Origin of the sequence: Streptococcus suis (assembly GCF_019856455.1) — a bacterium.
Classification (GTDB): Bacteria; Bacillota; Bacilli; order Lactobacillales; family Streptococcaceae; genus Streptococcus; species Streptococcus suis_AE.
This window is the reverse complement of the sequence record NZ_CP082205.1, coordinates 1,783,303-1,803,323: the sequence shown is the minus strand read 5'-3', so window position 1 is coordinate 1,803,323 and position 20,021 is coordinate 1,783,303. Positions and strand designations below refer to the sequence as shown.

Below are 20,021 nucleotides of genomic sequence, written 5' to 3'. Positions count from 1 at the left end.
TAGAAAATCAAAATCATACGCTGTTGACTTGATTTGATGAACGTCAGTTCTATCTATAGACAATATGTAAAGACCCCCAGTTGAGAATTCGTGGATTTACCTGTACACTAGAATAAAAAAACAATCAACTTCTAACAGGAATTACCACACTCAATTGGAGGTCTTATATGTTTCATTTTACCACACTTTTCATCGGAATGGATGTTCACAAAGAAAGTTTTTCACTCTGCTATTATGATATGATGACCAATCAATTCAAACATAGCACTAAAGTTAGTCCAAATGTTAGCTATATTGTGAACTATGTGAATGAGCTTCGTCGTTTATATGGTCAAGATGCAGAAGTGTTATGTGGCTACGAAGCTGGATGCCTCGGATTTACCCTATATCACCAGCTACAAGCTCACGGGATTCCCTGTATCGTGATGGCACCTACAACGGTAATGAAGGAAGGATCTAAGCGTGTTAAGACTGATAAGAAAGATGCGGCTCAGCTCGCAAAAGCTCTGGCCTTTCGTAGCTATCAGCCTGTTCATATTCCTACTGCTGAGGATGAACAAGTCAAAGAATATATCCGTATGAGAACAGACCACAAAGTGGCTCTGAAGAAAATCAAACAACAAATTCTTGCCTTCTGTCTCCGACATGATTTTCGCTATACCGAGGGAAGCAGTAATTGGACACAGAAACATGTTCGCTGGCTCCGTTCCCTAAAACCTGAGGGACTTTACGCAGAGATTTTGACAGAATATCTATTGACCTATGAGAAATTAGTAGATCAAATAGAACGGTATGATGCACGAATTGAGCAACTGGGTCAAAGCGACAGTTATCAAGAGAAGGTCTCACGGCTTTCTTGCTTTATTGGCATTAAAACACTAACTGCTCTTTCCATTGTGACAGAAATCGGTGATTTTAATCGCTTTGCGACAGCTCAACATTTTGCTTCTTATCTTGGGCTAACTCCTAGCGAAAATTCTAGCGGCGACAAGGAGAGAAGAGGTGCTATCACCAAAGCTGGGAATAGCCATGTGAGACGACTTCTGATAGAAGCTGCACAATCATTGGCTAAGGGGACGATTGGGTATAAATCCAAAGAATTGAAAAGGAGACAAAGTGGAAACCGAGTGGAGGTGATTGCTTATGCGGATAAGGCTAATGAACGCTTAAGAAGACGTTATCGCACACTTGTTCTAGGAAAAAATAAGAAACAAAATGTTGCTAAAACAGCTATTGCACGAGAATTGTCTGGTTTTATTTGGGGGATGATGACAGGAAGAATAGCTTGAAGTTAGCGCTTGTTTTCATGTACACTTTTGACCATTAAGTTTTATCATCGCAGAGCGATGAGGAATCCCTATTTCTATCCAAAATCACTGGGTGAATTTGGACAGAAATAAGGATTGAAATCATGTTTGAATGGAAAGTATCTTGAAGGAGTTTAGGACTTCAAGGTTTGAGTCATCTACGAAACGACTAAGTGGCACAATTGTGATCCACGCTTATAGAGAGTAGGACTCGCGGCAGAACCATTGACCTGTAGGTAACCAATCCACGAATATCAGAGTGGCCAATGCCCGAAGCTAAGAACTAGGCTCTTTCTAGATACTTTTCATTTTTTAATCAGTTCGATTGTTTTTACTTGACAAAGGGCTTTACATATCAGTCATTTGAATTAACTTTGAAACATCGTCACTTTCGGATTGCCGTACTCTGCAGAAGTGACTTGCTTTGCAAGTTATATCTCCAACCTAGCACAGCCACTAGGCTGTGCTAGCAACCTGCACCTCAGTTCCTTGTTTGAAAGCTAATTCATTCGACTATACATCTACGTCGCCTTGTCTGATTTAGTATAAAAAAGAATCCCCACTGCGCCTGCAATGGGGATTTATTATGCCATCTATGAAAGGATGGATGATTTTAGGATTTTAAAGTGAAGACCGCAATAACCAAAGCTAGATACATCAAAAAAGTCAAGATAAAACTAGCTCGCCAGAAAACCTTGAAGAAACGGCGATATAAAAAATTCTTTTTCTTTAAAAGGAAGAAACCACAAAGACCAATCGCTAGTAGTGAGAGGGCTAGGACAAGCTGAGGCAGTAGACTGTTATAGTAGGCCTTGTCCGAAATCAGATAAAATTCAATTGCATAGAGAGGAAAGGCAATGTCTGCAAAGTTCCATCCTCGGTTTTGCAACCTAAAAAACTTGACAGCAATTATCGAAATGGCCAAGGTTAGAAAGATAAATAGAAAGGCTACTATTTTTAAAAATATAATCGATTCAAACATACATTCATTCTATAAAAAATGTGAAAAAAAGTAAACCTAAAGCTTGCATTTCTTTGAAATTCGTGTATAATGAAAAGGTATGTGTAAAACACATATTTGTGGGAGGTAAAAATCTTTAATTACCGCCAAAACCACAATAGGAGGATTTTATATCATGGCTAAAAAAGTCGAAAAACTCGTAAAACTTCAAATTCCTGCAGGTAAAGCTACTCCAGCTCCACCAGTCGGTCCAGCACTTGGTCAAGCAGGTATCAACATCATGGGATTCACAAAAGAGTTTAACGCTCGTACAGCTGACCAAGCTGGTATGATCATCCCAGTAGTTATCTCTGTGTATGAAGATAAATCATTCACTTTCATCACTAAAACACCACCAGCTGCTGTTCTTTTGAAAAAAGCTGCAGGTGTTGAAAAAGGTTCAGGTACACCAAACAAAACTAAAGTTGCAACAGTTACTCGTGCACAAGTACAAGAAATTGCTGAAACTAAAATGCCTGACTTGAACGCTGCATCTCTTGAAGCAGCAATGCGTATGATCGAAGGTACTGCTCGTTCTATGGGATTCACTGTTACTGACTAAGTAGCACCCAAGATTATCTGATTACAAGGAGACATATAACATGGCTAAAAAAAGCAAAAACTTGCGTGCTGCTCTTGAAAAAATCGACAGCACAAAACTTTACAGCGTAGAAGAAGCTGTTGCTCTTGCAAAAGAAACTAACTTCGCTAAATTTGATGCGTCAGTTGAAGTTGCTTACAACTTGAACATCGACGTACGTAAAGCAGACCAACAAATCCGTGGTGCAATGGTATTGCCAAACGGTACTGGTAAAACTTCACGCGTTCTTGTTTTCGCACGTGGTGCTAAAGCAGAAGAAGCAAAAGCTGCTGGTGCAGACTTTGTTGGTGAAGATGACCTCGTTGCTAAAATCAACGGTGGTTGGTTGGACTTCGACGTTGTTATCGCAACTCCAGATATGATGGCTGTTGTTGGACGTCTTGGTCGTGTACTTGGTCCACGTAACTTGATGCCAAACCCTAAAACTGGTACAGTAACAATGGATGTTGCTAAAGCAGTTGAAGAGTCTAAAGGTGGTAAAATCACTTACCGTGCTGACAAAGCAGGTATTGTACAAGCTCTTATCGGTAAAGTATCATTTGACGCTGACAAACTCGTTGAAAACTTCAAAGCTTTCCACGATGTAATGGCTAAAGCTAAACCAGCTACAGCTAAAGGTACTTACATGACTTCAGTATCTATTACAACAACACAAGGTGTTGGTATCAAAGTTGATCCTAACTCACTTTAATCAATAAAAAGATTGTCTTAGGGCAATCTTTTTTCTATAAGGAATAGGAATTAGAAACAGTACACATCTGAGTTTATCAATTTGAGAACTCTAAAGTTATTTTAGAAATGGGTTACTGATACTATAACTCAAAAACGTCTTTCTCTTAATTCAAATTACTATAAAACATACGCTTGCTCGAAAGTTTTGTCTGCGATTCTGTAATCGATCGCAAAAATATTTGAAAAAAATTAAAATGTATGGTAAAATAAGCGTAGTGCATTGATATAAGGAGTTGACAGTTCTTATGATTTATCTTACTATTAGACAGACAGACAGACAGACAGACAGACAGACAGACAGACAGACAGACAGACAGACAGACAGGTGTAGACTGTCTTTTTAATCTTCTATAGTTTTTTTGTGGCGGACTTCGGACAGAAGTTTCCGCCTTTTGTCGTTGCTTCAGTTGGAAAAGAGAGGAGGATACTTATAAGATGTGTGAACTGAACTAGTTCTAGATTTAATTGTCTACAGTCTAGTTCCTTTTCCGTCAATGCCAAAAATAGGAGGAAATGAATTTGTTTAAAATTAAACGAAATAAGTTGAATCGTCAAGAAGCTTTTAACTTTGAAAAGCGCAGTCGATTTGGTATTCGTAAGTTGACAATCGGTGTTGTTTCACTGGTTATCGGTAGTGGAATGGTGTTAAATGGTGTTGAACAAGTCTATGCCGGTACTGACTATGAGCCGGGTGTGGAAATTCGTTATGCTCGTAACGGTTCCCCTAAAGCCTTATCAAGTGCAGGAGACTTTAAAATTGACACTAGTCCTGTAGAGGTTTTTGAAAATGGACAAGTAGTACACTATGTTGATGTTACCTTGACATTTAACGAAGACGGAGACAACTATACTAACCGCCGTTTTATCGGTTTTAATATTCCGGATTCCCTCTACGAACCAGAGTCTATTACTAGGGAAATCTATTACAATGCCGGTGGAAATCAGGCACTGAAAGAAAAAACAACCTTTAGTACATGGTGGCATACTCAGCCATCTGTTGGGACAACCTGGTGGGGGACTTGGCCAGCTTATGCAGATGCCCGTTTCATCGCCGGTAGACCAGACTTGCTGTCAGGAGACTCATACAAAAAAATTACAGGCCCTGACAATGCGGTCAAGGATACTATTGGTTGGCAAAGTGAAGATAAGTGGAATAACCAAGATTGGGCCCGCCTATTCTCGTATTTCAACACCAATGGTGTAGATGTTCGTGAAACTGTGAATCGTGATTTTAAAGACAAATCACGGACTTTTTATCTCAATAGATATCCAGCGTCAACGGATAAGTTTGTCTACAAGTTCCGAGCACGTGTCAAAGATGGCAACGCTCCGATGAACTTTATCTTGGGTGTCAATGTTGATATTGCTAATGGTCATGCTAACTTCTTGGCTCAGTATGGAACAACGCCAGATACCCGCACTTTAGCAGACAAGTCCATCATTAACCCATCTGCTCGTCATGGGGTGACCAAACTAGAAGACCTAGGTAGCCAGACACGGAATACTATCAAGCAAAATATCGAAAATGCCAACCCAGACCTCTTCTATGGTATACATCCACTGGTTACAAATGTGACGGTATCAACTGATGGTATCGGTGGCAATGCTACCCTTTACTTCAAGGATGGATCACAAAAGACTATCCCGATGAACCAGTTGGTTTATAAAATTAATAATGCGACAGGTGGAACAGCAACAGCTTCGCCGGTACAGACTGCTTTTGTCAATAAGGGACAAGGAATAGCAGGATATGAGATGGTTGGTTTAGCTAATGAAAACCATCAATTAAACCTGCCGGCTAAGAAACCAGTTGACTCTTTGATTAACATCGAGAATGCAGATCTTTACCTTAATAAGTGGAATGAACAGATGACAGCATTCCTCGGCTTGAACAAAACGTTCCAAAGCTGGAGTAATGCGTGGGGATTCTATAATGGAGCACGTTTGTATGGTACACAAAACTGGAAGGCAGAGTTTCTAACAGCTCAGATTAAATATGTTGAAGGAAGCAACAATAAGCGTATTCAGGGGATTGAACTCAGCGGACCTACTAAGGAATACGAGAATGTGAATATAAAACCTCGTAATGGAGTCAATACGCAAGTCTACGGTCTCTTGACACCAGCTATGCTTTTCTACCAAGAAGATCCATTGAAGACAACTAAGGATGAAGCTAAGAAAACCATCGACAGTATTGGTAACATCAACGGTAAATCTGCTGAATGGAAGCGTAGAATCGATGAGGCTCAAAGCCAGCAGGCTATTGAAACGATTATTGCCGAGGCACGTAATGAGAAGAATGCCTTAGATAAGAAAAAAGAAGTGGCTATCAAGGAAATCAATGCCCTTCCTCACCTTTCTAATGATGAGAAGACCCAAGCAATCAATGCCGTCACTAGTGCGACGGCTACTACTGCAATTGAGCAGAAACTCGATGAAGCCAAGAACCTCAACAAAACAAATATGAGGAATAAGGCCAAGGAAACCATCAACGGTCTTAATAAATTAAATGATGATCAAAAACGTCCTTTCTTGGATCGAATCAACAGCGCAAATACACCAGAGGAAATCAAAGCTATTATTGAAGAAGCATCCTTTGATAACTTAAAACAAAACGCTCTGGATCAGCTTAATAATATGGATTCAGCCCCAAGCAACAAGGATGAATTGCTCCAAAATCTCAATAATATCAACCGTAATGACATCAGCTCAGATGGTAAAACCCCAGCTGAACGGATTGAAGCCATCCTAGAGAGTGCCAAGGCGGAGGTTCTGAAAGATCAGGCCAAACGTGATATCAATGCTATCTCTGGTCTACCAGAAGACAAGAAAAATGAGTTTATCCGAACGGTTGATAACGCCCAAACTCCAGCAGAGATTACCAATGCGGTAGATCAAGCCCGAGCTTACAGTGATTATGTCAAAGCCAAGGAAGAAATCAACAAACTTACCAACCTCAATGACAAACAAAAAGAAGATTTGTTAGCAAGATTGGAAGCGGATAAATCTCAAGAAGGTGTGACAGATACATTAGCGACCGCCCGTAGCTTAGATGGTGATATGAAGCACTTGAAGGATTTGGAGGCGCAAGCAGAAACAATCAAGCAGTCAAGTGATTATTCAAGAGCAGATAGTGCTAAGCAAAATGCCTTTAATACTGCCTTGGATGCTGCCAAGAAGGTAACGCCAAAAGGCGGAGAATTACCAACGGTACCAGTTAGCCAATTGATCTCAGACTTGACCGATGCAATCCGTGGCTTGGGTGGCTCAACTCAACCAGTCACCAAGGATGTAGACAAGACCAACCTCAAGGCTGAGATTGATCGCTCTAGTCAGGTGAAAGACTCAGCCAATGCAGAGTATATCTATGCTAGCGAGGACAAGAAACAAGCCTATGAACAAGCCCTTACCAAGGCTAGAGAAGTTCATGACAAGGCTAACCCAGCAGCAACTCAGGCTGAAGTTGACGAAGCCCTAGGGAAACTTCAGGCAGCCCGAATTGCCCTAGATGGTCATGCACCAGAACGAGTAGTGGATCAAACTCCACCGTCTGAATTAGGTGGTGCAAATCTAACGAATTACAGTGATGTACCAATCCATGGTGTCAGCACCATTGGTAAAAAGATAGCAACTCCAGATACAGTAGCTACAGCAACTGCTGAAGATTATGGTCAGAACACAACTGGTCTGGTAGAGATGATTGTAGTCGATAATGAGTCTGCAGTGAGTCCAGCTAGTGTGGAATTCACAGAAGAGTCTAAGAATTTGATGACCATGGTGGGTATCAAGTTTGTAGCTTATCCAGAACAAAAAGAAAACAAAGCAATTGGTTATTTCACAACCATTGATCCAAATGGTACCTTGAAAGAAACAGGTGCAGAAAACCTTGAGTTGAAATTCACGGTTGCAAACGTAGACAATGCTCGTTCTAATCAGTTCACCTTCAGGTACAATATGAAGGATGACATTGCACCGACGGTAGCTGAGACGGAGCATGTTTTGATTAAAGATCAATCGTATAACATCAGCGTTCCAATCAGTGACAACTCTCTCTTTGGTACGGATGGAAATATTGATAAAGATTCTATCAGTATTAAGATAAATCGTGATGGTGAACTTGCCAATGCTGAGTCACGGACACCAGCGGTTTTGGGTATTACAAATGGTGATAATAACAATGCTTGGACAGTGACCCCAACCAATCCTCAGCCATTCCCTAATAGAGGAAATCGTTCAAACACTGGGACCCTCGGTTTCTCAGGGACTGCTACAAATACTTTGACACGGACAACCTACCAGTTGCGAGTAGCGGATAGTAATAAAGGTCATAAGATGCCTGAAAACCTATCCTTTGCCAATATCACCTTCACGGTTGTGGCTCCTCTGGTAGTGCCAGAAGAAAGTGCCAAAGTCTCTGTCAACAACCCAAGCAGTTTGTCGCCTACTGAGAAGGCTGCTATTGAGCAGGCTGTCAGAACTGCCAACCCACACATCGCAGCGATTGACGCTGTTGCCAATGGCGAGCAATCTAAGCAAGTACGGATCGTAGTTGCAAACAACGGTCAGGTAACCGTTACCTACCCACATGGTGGCAAGACAGATACGCTTACAGCACAGCAGGTATCAAAAACCAACCAAGCTCCAGTAGCACATGTTGAAGAGTTTGGACCAAAACGTTGGATCAGCGTTAATGAAATTCCAGATAATAATCGTACGGACTACAACCGTCCAACTGTCTTCGTATTTGCAAACCAATCAATTCCAGAAGGTCGTGCAAGTAAGACCAGACAAGAACTTGAAGCTGGCAATATGGGCTTCCTTAAGATGACGGATCCAGATGGAGATACCCTTCGAGAAATCAATATTATAAACATTGATGGTCGCTCAATCGGTATAAAAGTGTCTCCAAACGGCACCCTATCAGGAACACCTAGCAATGTTCTTAATCCAGGTCAAGGTTGGGTTGCTATGGTCAAGCCTGTCGACCAACATGGCAAGCAAGGTGCGCCAGTTTACTTCCACTTCAGATCTTATACCGACAAGTTGGTGGATAGCACTCAGGCAAATCCTGTGGCTGGTACCTATGGTCAGCCATTGACGGAAACAGCTATATTTGAAAAGTTGACCATTGATGCGCGCAGTGGTGATACTTCTGTTCCAGAGACCTTTACAGTTCCAGACGGCAGCAACTCAGCTGAAAAAGCTCAGTACACCCGTACCATTACTGGTTACAGCTCTACAAATGATGGACAAGGTGTAACACCAGTTACAAATGGTGTAGCAGGTCTTCCAACCCAAGGTACCTACTTTGCAGAAGTAACCACGACCAACATTTGGGGACAAACCATTAAGAACTATGTGAAGGTGGTTTATCAAGATACCCTTGCGGCTCGTACTGATTTGGTAGCACCAGAAGCTGTTCAAGTCAAGGGAACAACTGTAGCAGAGGATGAAAAACAAACCATCATCGATGCACTTAAAGCAGCCAACCCAGGGAAACTACCAGCAGATACCAATTATGATGTTGCTCCTAATGGTGCGGTGACGGTTAGGTACAGTGATGGGTCTAGTGAAGTCGTAAATGTACCGCTTAAATCAGGTTTTCCAACAGTAACTACCCAACCACATGATTTGGTTGTCTTCAAAAATACAGATATGACCACCCCAGTGGAGTTGGGAGGCTTTATGGACAACGAATCAATTAAGGATGTCCAAATCGTCTCTCCGGATGGAAGAACTCCAGATGAGATGGGCTTGACGGTTGGTGAAAAAGACAAGGAAAATAATGGCAAAGCAGCCTTGATTTCTGGTAAAACAAATTCTGCTGTCGGCAAACATACCCGTAAGCTTCGTGCCTTGGATAACTTAGATCAAGCAAGTGCTGCGACAAATGATTTCGCTGTTCGTATTGTTGATGCCACTGTTAACCAGCCAGAGACAGCTATTTCAAAAGTCTTTGGTCAAGCACTGACTCCTGAGGATGTTAGACCTAAGATCAACTTCGACGTTGGTACAGGTCAGAACAATATGATTGATTTTGATGTCATTATTCCAACGAATACTCCTACAAGTGGTCAGAATGTAGAGGTTTCAGTAACCATTCGCACAAAAGCCCATGCAAGTGCACCAGATAGCTTCAAGCAGTCCTTTGTATCTCAAGAAAAGACAGTGACGGTTCGAGCTACATGGCCAACTCAGGCAGCTCACATTGAGGTTGCCCCACCAGCTGACACAGCTCCAGCCCTTATCGATAGCGCACGTCCAACGACAGACGCAGATAAGACTGCCTTGATCAATGCCCTCAAAGAGGCAAACAAAACTCCAGAAGGCACATCTAAATTCCCTGAAAATACAGACTTTAGTGTTGCCGAAGACGGCAGAGTGACCATCACTTACCCAGACCGCTCATCTGAAACGGTGACCGTACCATTCAAGCAGAAAGACAGTGCTCAGCACACACCAGTAGTGACTGAAACACCGATCAACTCTGCTGCAACGGCAGGTACAGGATTGACAGAAGAAGAGCGCAATGCAGTCAAGGTAGCGGTAACTGTTCCGACCTACTCAGGTAGTGGTCAGCCAACCGTTACAGTTCCAGCGGACGCTCGTGTGACAGATGGCACAAATGGCAATACAGGCAAGCCAGTTGTTGTAGCGACAGTTGAGTACCCAGACGGTTCAAGAGAAAACGTTGAAGTACCAGTTCGTCAGAGAGATACTGCTAAGCATGATGCGACTGTGACAAATCCAGACACTCCAGCTGCTATTAAGGCTAGCCATGAGACTGGTACACAAATCACAGAACAGGATGATAAGAATGTTATCCTTGCCAAGGTTTCTGTTCCGACAGGTTCTAATGGCACACCAAGTCTTGACCAAAATCCTGTGGTTGAAGAACGAGATGGCAAGCAAGTTGTCAAGGTAACGGTGACCTACCCAGACCAGACAACAGACACTGTCTATGTCCCAGTAGATCAGAAGGATAATGAAACCCACAACCCAACAGCACCAGCTGAATCTGTCAAATTGGATGCCCCAGCTACTGCCAACAGCACCCTATCAGATGCTGATAAGCAAGCTGTCAAGAATGCAGTGACTGTGCCAGCAAACTCTGGTGGTGAGGTAAGTCTTGCACCAGATGCTAAGGTTGAGCTTGTGAACGGTAATCCAGTTGTCAAAGCCACGGTGACCTACCCAGATGGTACGACTGACATTGTAGAAGTACCAGTTGTCCAAAAAGATAGCACCAAGTACGATGCGACTGCTAAAGAAACACCAGTACCATTGGATAGTCCAGTGACGCCAGGTCAAACCCTTTCTGCTGAAGAAAGAGAAGCCTTGAAGTTCGGTGTCAATGTACCAGCAGGTTCAAATGGTGAGATTCATGTCCCTGAAAAGGCAGCTGTTAAATTGGTTGGCGATAAGCCTGTCGTTGAAGCAGAAGTTCGTTACCCAGATGGCACAGTTGATAAGGTTCAGGTACCAGTTCGCCAGTATGACAGAGCTGTTTACACACCAAACTTGGTAAATCCTAAAGAGGTTCCTATCTCTGTAGAGCCAACAAACGACACTCAGATTACCAGCCCAGATGACGCAACTATTCTTGCCAATGTAGATGTCCCAGCAGCGACTCCAGATGGCACTAAGCCAGAAGTGACTAAGACGATTGCTTCGCCAGTCAAAGACGGTACAGGTACAAATCAAGGTAAGAAAGTTGTCGAAGTAGAAATTACTTACCCAGATAAGTCTAAAGAGAAGATTGAAGTTCCTGTCAAACACGCTGACAACCAAGTCCACAACCCAGAAGCTCCTACTAAGCCAGTTCAATTGGACGTAGCAGCAACGACCGACACTAGCTTGTCCGATGCTGATAAGCAGGCTGTCAAGGATGCTGTGACGATTCCACAAGGTTCAGGCGGTGTGGCAAGTCTTCCAGAGGATGCCAAGGTTGTTGACCGAAATGGTACCCCAGTTGTTCCAGTGACTGTGACCTACCCAGACGGCACGACTGAAACAGTGGATGTCCCTGTTGTCCAAAAAGACAGCACCAAGCATACCCCAGTATTGACAGAGGCAAACAGCCCAGTTTTGACCGACACACCTGCTAAGGCAAATGAGCCAGTTCAAGAAACTGATAAGGCAGCTATTGCAGCCAAGGTTGATAAGACAACTCTTCCTCCAGGTACAGAGACTAAGGTGCCAGATGATTCTGTGGTTGAGCTTGAAAATGGCAAGCCAGTTGTCCCAGTTCTTGTAAGCTACCCAGACGGTACTTCTGAAATCATCAAGGTTCCAGTTGACCAGAAGGATGACTTGACTTACAACCCAGAAGCACCGGACAAGGACAATGCTGTAGCGATTACTTCTCCACAAACTCAAGGTACAGAAATCACTGATCCTACAGATAAGGCAGCGATCCTTGATAGCGTGACAGTTCCTGCTGTAGATGGTGGTCAAGTTCCTCAAGTAACTAAGGAAATCGCTTCGCCAGTGACAGAAGGCCCAGATGGTCCGTATGTGACAGTGAAGGTAAGCTACCCAGACGGCACTTCTGAAACCGTCAATGTCCCTGTTAACCAGAAAGATAACGAAACCCACAACCCAACAGTACCAGAAAAGGCTGTTCAAGTGGATGCACCAGCTGTTCAAGACGGCACCTTGTCAGAAGATGATAAGAAAGCCATCAAGGATACTGTGGTGATTCCAGAAGGTTCAGGTGGTCAAGCAAGCCTACCAGCAGATGCCAAGGTTATTGATCGAAATGGTACACCAGTTGTTCCAGTGACCGTGACTTATCCAGACAATACGACAGATACAGTTTATGTTCCTGTAGTTCAAAAAGACAGTGTGAAGCACACACCAAGCTTGACAGATGCGGATCAACCTGTCTTGACCGATACACCAGCTAAGGCTGAAACACCTGTACAAGATACAGATAAGGCAGCTATTGCGGCTAAGGTTGACTTGAGCAAGTTGCCAGAAAATACCACAGCTAAGGTTCCAGATGGAGCTAAGGTTGAGCTTGATGGTGACAAACCAGTTGTCCCAGTTCTTGTAAGCTACCCAGACGGTACTTCTGAAATCATCAAGGTTCCAGTTGACCAGAAAGATAGCGAGACCTACACCCCAACAGCACCAGCTGCAGAAGCACCGGTAGCCATTACTGGTTCAGATGCGCCAGATGCACCGATTGCGGAAGCTGATAAGCCAGCTATCCTAAATAGTGTGACAGTCCCAGCTGTAGATGGTGGTCAGGCTCCTAAGGTTACTAAGGAAATCACATCACCAGTGAAGGTGGTTGATGGCAAGGCATTCGTTGAAGTAACAGTGACTTACCCAGATAAGACCAGCGAAGTGATTCCTGTTCCAGTTAACCAGAAGGACAATGAAGCCAACACCCCAACGGTTACAGCTCCTGAAAAACCAGCTCCAATCAGTGTTCCAGTCGCTGAAAATACTCCAGTAGAGACAGATGCAGATAAGAAACTGATTACAGACAAGGTCAATGTAGCTGGTCTTCCAAACCCTCCTCAATCTGTCAAAGTAGCAGAACCTGCTAAGGTGGTTCTGGATCAAGCTGGCAATCCTGTTGTCAATGTAGAAGTGACCTACCCAGATGGCACTAAAGATATTGTCCCAGTTCCTGTGAAACAAGCAGATAACCAGACAAATACTCCAAGCCTGAAAGATCCAGAAGTTGGCAAACCAGCTGAAGTTTTGGTAGCCATCGATCCAACTCCAGGTGTAGCAATCAACAACCCAATGGACAAGGAAGCTATTGCTGCTAAGGTTGACTTGAGCAAGTTGCCAGCAGGTACGACAGCTGAGGTTGCGGATGGTGCAGTTGTTGCCAACGATCCATTGACCAACAAACCAGTTGTTCCAGTGACAGTGACTTACCCAGATGGTACTTCTGAAACCATCAATGTTCCTGTGAAACAGGCTGATAATTTGGCTATGGATCCAAGTCTGAAAGATACCAATCCAGTGCCAATTCTGACAGAAGCGACTGTTGGTTTGACGGTGTCAGATAAGGCCAACTTGGATGCTATTGTTGCTAAGGTAGATCCGAAGACAGGTAAGGCTGAAGTGGTGAATAATACCATTGTTGCTGGTAAGGAAGATGGTCCTCATGCTGGTCAACCAGTTGTCAATGTTCTTGTAACCTATCCAGACGGTACTCAAGATACGATTGAAGTGCCAGTTAAACAGGCAGACAACGTTGTCAAAGAGCCAAGCTTGACAGACCAGACTCCAGTGCCAATCCAGGCAGCTGCAACAACAGGTACAACAGTTCCTGCGGATGACAAGCAAGCTATTCTTGCTAAGGTTAAAGTTCCTGAAGGTGCAAATGCTACGATTGCTGATGACGCTACTGTTGTCCGTGAAGATGGTCAGCCAGTTGTGCCAGTAACAGTGACTTACCCAGACGGTACGACAGATACGATTTCTGTTCCGGTCAAACGTGCAGACAATAGCAAGTACACACCAAGTCAAGTGACAGATCCTGTTCAGGTTGATGCTGCGACGGCTCCAGGTACAGCTATTACTAGCCAGGATGACAAGGATGCGATTATTGCAGCGGTACCAGTACCGAAAGTGGCTGCTGGTGAGAAAGCTCCTGTTGTCAGCCTTCCAGAAAATCCACGGGTAGAAGAAGTTAACGGTCAGCCAGTTGTCAAGGCTATTGTGACCTATGCAGATGGTACGACAGATACAGTGGATGTTCCGATTGTACAAAAAGTAAGTGCAACCAAGGAACCAAGTCTGAAAGAAGCTGAAGCGGGCAAACCAGCTCAAGCTGTTATTACAGAAAATCCTACAGCAGGTGCAAGCATCACTGATCCAGCAGATCAGAATGTTATCCTTGACAAGGTTGTCGTTCCAGAAGGTGGCAAGGCAAGCATCGCTGATGACGCTGTAGTGGAAATGGATGGTGACCAACCAGTTCTTCCTGTGACAGTGACCTATACAGATGGTTCGAAAGATATCATCAAGGTTCCTGTGAAACAAGCGGACAATGTGGCCAAAGAGCCAAGCTTGAAGAGCCAAACTCCAGTTGGCGTTATGGATGCTCCGGCGGTAGGTGCTCAAGTAGAAGAGCCAGCAGATCTTGAAGCGATCAAGAACAATGTAGATACCAAGGGTGGTACAGCAAGCATTGAGGATCCTACGATTGTAGAAGGTCCAAACAACCAGCCAGCTGTTGCGGTTAAAGTAACCTACCCAGATGGTACGGCAGATACTATTCTTGTTCCGATTAAGACAGCGGACAATGTGACCTACACTCCTGTCTTGAAGTCTACTGATCCTGTTCTGGTTTCTGTAGCGACTGACAATGGTACAGCTGTTCCAGAAGCTGATCAGGCTAAGATCTTGGCAAATGTTGACGTTCCTGCCTTGACAGCAGATGGTGACAAGCCAGCTGTGGATCTTTCAATTGAAAATCCAGTTGTTCTTCAGAAGAATGGCCAAGCAGGTGTCGAAGTAACAGTGACCTACCAAGATGGTTCGAAAGATAAGATTTTCGTTCCAGTGGACACTGATACAGACAAGGATGGCTTCAGCAACAAGGAAGAAGAAAAAGCAGGTACAAGCGCAACAGATCCAGCTTCAACTCCAGCAGGTCAAGATAGTGCAGATCGTCTAAATCCAGGTCTAACTGAACCAGTAGAAGTGAAGAATCCAGACAAGCTTACTGATGCAGAGAAAGAATCTGTTAAGAAAGCTGTTGAGGATTCAAACGACTTGCCAGAGGGAACTGAGGTTACGGTCTCAGACAATGGTACAGTTACAGTAACCTACCCAGACAAGTCCACAGACACTATCCAACCAGCAGAGACAGTTAAAGTCGCTAAGGACACAGACAAGGATGGCTTCACTGATACAGAAGAGGCAACGGCAGGTACAAGCGCAACAGACCCATCTTCAACTCCAGCAGGTCAAGATAGCGCCGGTCAATTAACACCAAGCCTAGCTGAACCAGTAGAAGTGAAGAATCCAGACAAGCTTACTGATGCAGAGAAAGAATCTGTTAAGAAAGCTGTTGAGGATTCAAACGACTTGCCAGAGGGAACTGAGGTTACGGTCTCAGACAATGGTACAGTTACAGTAACCTACCCAGACAAGTCCACAGACACTATCCAACCAGCAGAGACAGTTAAAGTCGCTAAGGACACAGACAAGGATGGCTTCACTGATACAGAAGAGGCAACGGCAGGTACAAGCGCAACAGACCCATCTTCAACTCCAGCAGGTCAAGATAGTGCAGATCGTCTAAATCCAGGTCTAACTGAACCAGTAGAAGTGAAGAACCCAGACAAGCTTACTGATGCAGAGAAAGAATCTGTTAAGAGAGCTGTTGAGGAAACTAACGACTTACCAGCTGGAACAGAAGTTTCAGTCTCAGACAGTGGTACGGTTACAGTAACCTACCCAGACAAGTCCACAGACACTATCCAGCCAGCAGAGACAGTTAAAGTCGCTAAGGACACAGACAAGGATGGCTTCACTGATACAGAAGAGGCAACGGCAGGTACAGACGCAACTAACCCAGCTTCAACTCCAGCAGGTCAAGATAGCGCCGGTCAATTAACACCAAGCCTAGCTGAGCCAGTAGAAGTGAAGAATCCAGACAAGCTTACTGATGCAGAGAAAGAATCTGTTAAGAAAGCTGTTGAGGATTCAAACGACTTGCCAGAGGGAACAGAGGTTTCAGTCTCAGACAATGGTACAGTTACAGTAACCTACCCAGACAAGTCCACAGACACTATCCAGCCAGCAGAGACAGTCAAAGTCGCTAAGGACACAGACAAGGACGGCTTCACTGATACGGAAGAGGAGAAAGCAGGTACAAATGCCACAGATCCATCTTCAACTCCAGCAGGTCAAGATAGTGCAGGTCAATTAACCCCAGGTCTAACTGAGCCAGTAGAAGTGAAGAACCCAGACAAGCTTACTGATGCAGAGAAAGACGCTGTTAAGAAAGCTGTTGAGGATTCAAACGACTTGCCAGAGGGAACAGAGGTTACAGTCTCAGACAATGGTACAGTTACAGTTACTTACCCAGACAAGTCCACAGATACTATCCAGCCAGCAGAGACAGTCAAAGTCGCTAAGGACACAGACAAGGATGGCTTCACTGATACGGAAGAGGAGAAAGCAGGTACAAATGCCACAGATCCATCTTCAACTCCAGCAGGTCAAGATAGCGCAGGTCAATTAACCCCAAGTCTAACTGAGCCAGTAGAAGTGAAGAACCCAGACAAGCTTACTGATGCAGAGAAAGAAGCTGTTAAGAAAGCTGTTGAGGATTCAAACGACTTGCCAGAGGGAACAGAGGTTACAGTCTCAGACAATGGTACAGTTACAGTTACCTACCCAGACAAGTCAGCGGATACTATCCAGCCAACAGACACAGTCAAAGCTGCTAAACCTGTTTCAGAAACACCAGTTGCACCAAGCAAGCCAGAAGTTACAGCAACAGATTCAGGTGCTGTAGTTGTTACACCACCAACTGACAATGTAACTAACCTTGACATTACCTTCACTCCAGAAGGCGCAAGCCAACCAGTTACTGTAGTTGTAAGTAAGGATGAAAATGGCATATGGACAGCCCCAGCTGATTCAGGCCTTGTCATTAACTCAGATGGCACCATTACCATCCCAGCTGAAAAAGTAGCAGATGGCACAGCCGTGACGGTAGTGGCTGAGAATGGTTCAATATCTTCACCAGAAGTAGGTTCAACAGTTGTTCCTGTTCCAGCAGTAACTCCAGAAACACCAGTTGCACCAAGCAAGCCAGAAGTTACAGCAACAGATTCAGGTGCTGTAGTTGTTACACCACCAACTGACAATGTAACCAACCTTGACATTACCTTCACACCAGAAGGTTCAAGTCAACCAGTTACTGTAGTTGTAAGTAAGGATGCAACTGGTACATGGACAGCACCAGCTGATTCAGGTCTTGTTGTCAATCCAGATGGCACTATTACCATCCCAGCTGAAAACGTAGCCGATGGTACAGCCGTGACGGTAGTGGCTGAGAATGGTTCAGTATCTTCACCAGAAGTAGGCTCAGCAGTTGTTCCTGTTCCAACTCCAGAACTTCCAGCTATCCCAGCTAAGCCAACATCAGTTACTAATGCAGACGGTAGCGTAACAATTGTTCCACCAGTTGAAAATGTTACAGGTCTTGACATTACCTTCACACCAGAAGGTGCGACAGAACCAGTTACTGTGACGCTTGGTAAGGACGCAACTGGCGCATGGACAGCACCAGCTGATTCAGGTCTTGTTGTCAATCCAGATGGCACTATTACCATCCCAGCTGATAGGCTAGCAGATGGTACTGAAGGACAAGTAGGTCTTGTAGCTAAGAATGGCGACTTGACATCAAATGATCCAGCTCCTCAAGTACCGGAAACTCCAGCTAAGTCAAGCGTAGAGACCAATGAAAATGGTAGCGTAACAATTGTTCCACCAGTGGAAAATGTTACAGGCATTGACATTACCTTTACTCCAGAAGGCGCAAGCCAACCAGTTACTGTAGTTGTAAGTAAGGATGCAACTGGCGCATGGACAGCACCAGCTGATTCAGGCCTTGTTGTCAACCCAGATGGCACTATTACCATCCCAGCTGATAAGGTAGCAGATGGCACAGCAGTTTCAGTAGTTACTAAGAATGGTCAAGTTCCATCTGATGAAGCTTCTGCAACTTATGTACCAGCTAAACCAGCAAGCACTGATACACCAGTAGTTGAAGTTCCAGCGACTCCATCACTAGCCCTTGATGGTAGCGGAAATGTCCTTATAACTCCTCCTGCGGAAAATGCTACAAGCCTTGATATTACCTTCACACCAGCTGGTAGCGAAACCCCAATCACTGTAACAGCTAACAAGGATGCAACTGGTAATTGGATTCTTCCAGAAACTTCAATTGCTGTTGTTAACCCAGATGGCACAATCAGCATTTCTACATCAGAAATGGAAGGTGGCACTGCAGTATCAGTTGTTGCTAAGAACGAGGGAGTACCATCTAGTCAAGCGGCTACATTACTTGTTCAACCAAAACAAACTGCAGAAGAGTTGGCTCCAACAGTGAAGAAACCAATTGCTGTTGAGGATGCATCTAAGTTGACAGATGCTGAGAAGAAAGAATTGGAAGATGTTGTTCGTAAGGACAATGTTCTTCCAGAAGGTACAGAAGTAAGCGTAGCAGATGATGGTACAGTTACTGTTACCTACCCAGACAAGTCAACAGATACAATCTTGCCAACTAAGACTGTTATGGATGCTCAAAATGGTAAAGACACAAGCCATAGCTTACCAGCTTACGACTTGACAGCAGATGAGGATAAAGATGGCTTTACAAACGAAGAAGAATTGAAGCAAGGTTCAAATGTAGCAGATGCTAAATCTGTACCTGCAGGCAAGTCTTCTGCAGAACGCCTCACTCCAACAAATGACTTGGCAGTTAAGGTTAAAGACTTGACGAAATTGTCAGATGTTGAGAAGGAAACGGTAGAAACTGCTATCCGTAAAGATAAGGATCTTCCAGAAGGTACTCAAATTGAGGTAGCCAATGATGGTTCAGTAACTATCACCTACCCAGATGGTTCTATTGGTCGACTCCCTGCTGATCAGACAGTTCTTCAGGTGGCACATGGTGAAGGTGTAAGCCATAGCTTGCCAGCTTACGACTTGACAGCAGATGAGGATAAAGACGGCTTTACAAACGAAGAAGAATTGAAGCAAGGTTCAAATGTAGCAGATGCTAAATCTGTACCTGCAGGCAAGTCTTCTGCAGAACGCCTTACTCCAACAAATGACTTGGCAGTTAAGGTTAAAGACTTGACGAAATTGACAGATGCTGAGAAGAAAGCGGTAGAAACTGCTATCCGTAAGAATAACACTCTTCCAGAAGGTACTCAGATTGAGGTAGCCAATGATGGTTCAGTGACCATTACTTACCCAGATGGTTCCGTGGATCAGATTGTTGCTACGAAAGTAGTTGCTACAGATTCTACAGTTAGTCCAGACTCTGGCGTAAGTCAGTCAAGTGGTACTACAAAAGTATTGCCAGGATCTGCTTCTTCGACAAGAGCAGCTAAGAAACCATTGCCAGCAACAGGTGAAAATGGTTCTCCTATCTTAGTTCTGTCTGGTTTAGCTCTGTTAGCGGGCGTAGCTATGTTTAGAAAAGCAAAAAGAGAAGATGAGAACTAATTCTCATCTCTCCGATGCAAATTGAAATACTGGTGAGACTCGACTGAAATAAGAATAGGGTAAAATACCTTAAGGAAAGTATAGCCGCAATTTGGCAATACTTTCCGGCTCTTTGTCAACCGTAGTGGGTTGATGTCAGCTAACACCTAGAGAG

At 44.1% G+C, this 20,021-nt stretch carries 5 protein-coding genes; 4 read left to right on the top strand and 1 reads right to left on the bottom strand.

Annotation, left to right across the window (positions count from 1 at the left end; translation table 11 throughout):
• The first annotated feature begins 167 nt into the window (after positions 1-167).
• Positions 168-1,289 (top strand): IS110 family transposase, encoded by a 1,122-nt coding sequence (locus K6969_RS08575; protein ID WP_321537345.1) that lies wholly within the window; start codon positions 168-170, stop codon positions 1,287-1,289.
• A gap of 631 nt (positions 1,290-1,920) precedes the next feature.
• On the opposite strand, the gene K6969_RS08570 is transcribed toward K6969_RS08575, so the two are convergent.
• Positions 1,921-2,289, bottom strand: a complete 369-nt coding sequence (locus K6969_RS08570) for a DUF3397 domain-containing protein (RefSeq protein ID WP_004194874.1) — start codon at positions 2,287-2,289, stop codon at positions 1,921-1,923.
• A 154-nt stretch (positions 2,290-2,443) separates the two neighbouring features.
• Between K6969_RS08570 and rplK the strand changes: the two genes are divergently transcribed.
• The 3 genes from rplK to K6969_RS08555 all read left to right on the top strand — a co-directional run bounded on the left by rplK (position 2,444) and on the right by K6969_RS08555 (position 19,867).
• Positions 2,444-2,869, top strand: a complete 426-nt coding sequence (gene rplK, locus K6969_RS08565) for a 50S ribosomal protein L11 (protein WP_002935890.1) — start codon at positions 2,444-2,446, stop codon at positions 2,867-2,869.
• Between the two features lie 40 nt (positions 2,870-2,909).
• Entirely contained in the window at positions 2,910-3,599 is a 690-nt protein-coding gene (gene rplA / locus K6969_RS08560) for a 50S ribosomal protein L1 (RefSeq protein ID WP_004194879.1), read from the top strand.
• A gap of 560 nt (positions 3,600-4,159) precedes the next feature.
• Complete coding sequence (locus tag K6969_RS08555) at positions 4,160-19,867, top strand: Rib/alpha-like domain-containing protein (RefSeq protein WP_321537394.1); 15,708 nt, start codon at positions 4,160-4,162, stop codon at positions 19,865-19,867.
• Positions 19,868-20,021: the final 154 nt, after the last annotated feature.

Coding starts and splice junctions, on each gene's coding strand:
- K6969_RS08575 (WP_321537345.1), top strand. CDS start 168: ATGTTTCATTTTACCACACTTTTCATCGGAATGGATGTTCACAAAGAA.
- K6969_RS08570 (WP_004194874.1), bottom strand. CDS start 2,289: ATGTTTGAATCGATTATATTTTTAAAAATAGTAGCCTTTCTATTTATC.
- rplK (WP_002935890.1), top strand. CDS start 2,444: ATGGCTAAAAAAGTCGAAAAACTCGTAAAACTTCAAATTCCTGCAGGT.
- rplA (WP_004194879.1), top strand. CDS start 2,910: ATGGCTAAAAAAAGCAAAAACTTGCGTGCTGCTCTTGAAAAAATCGAC.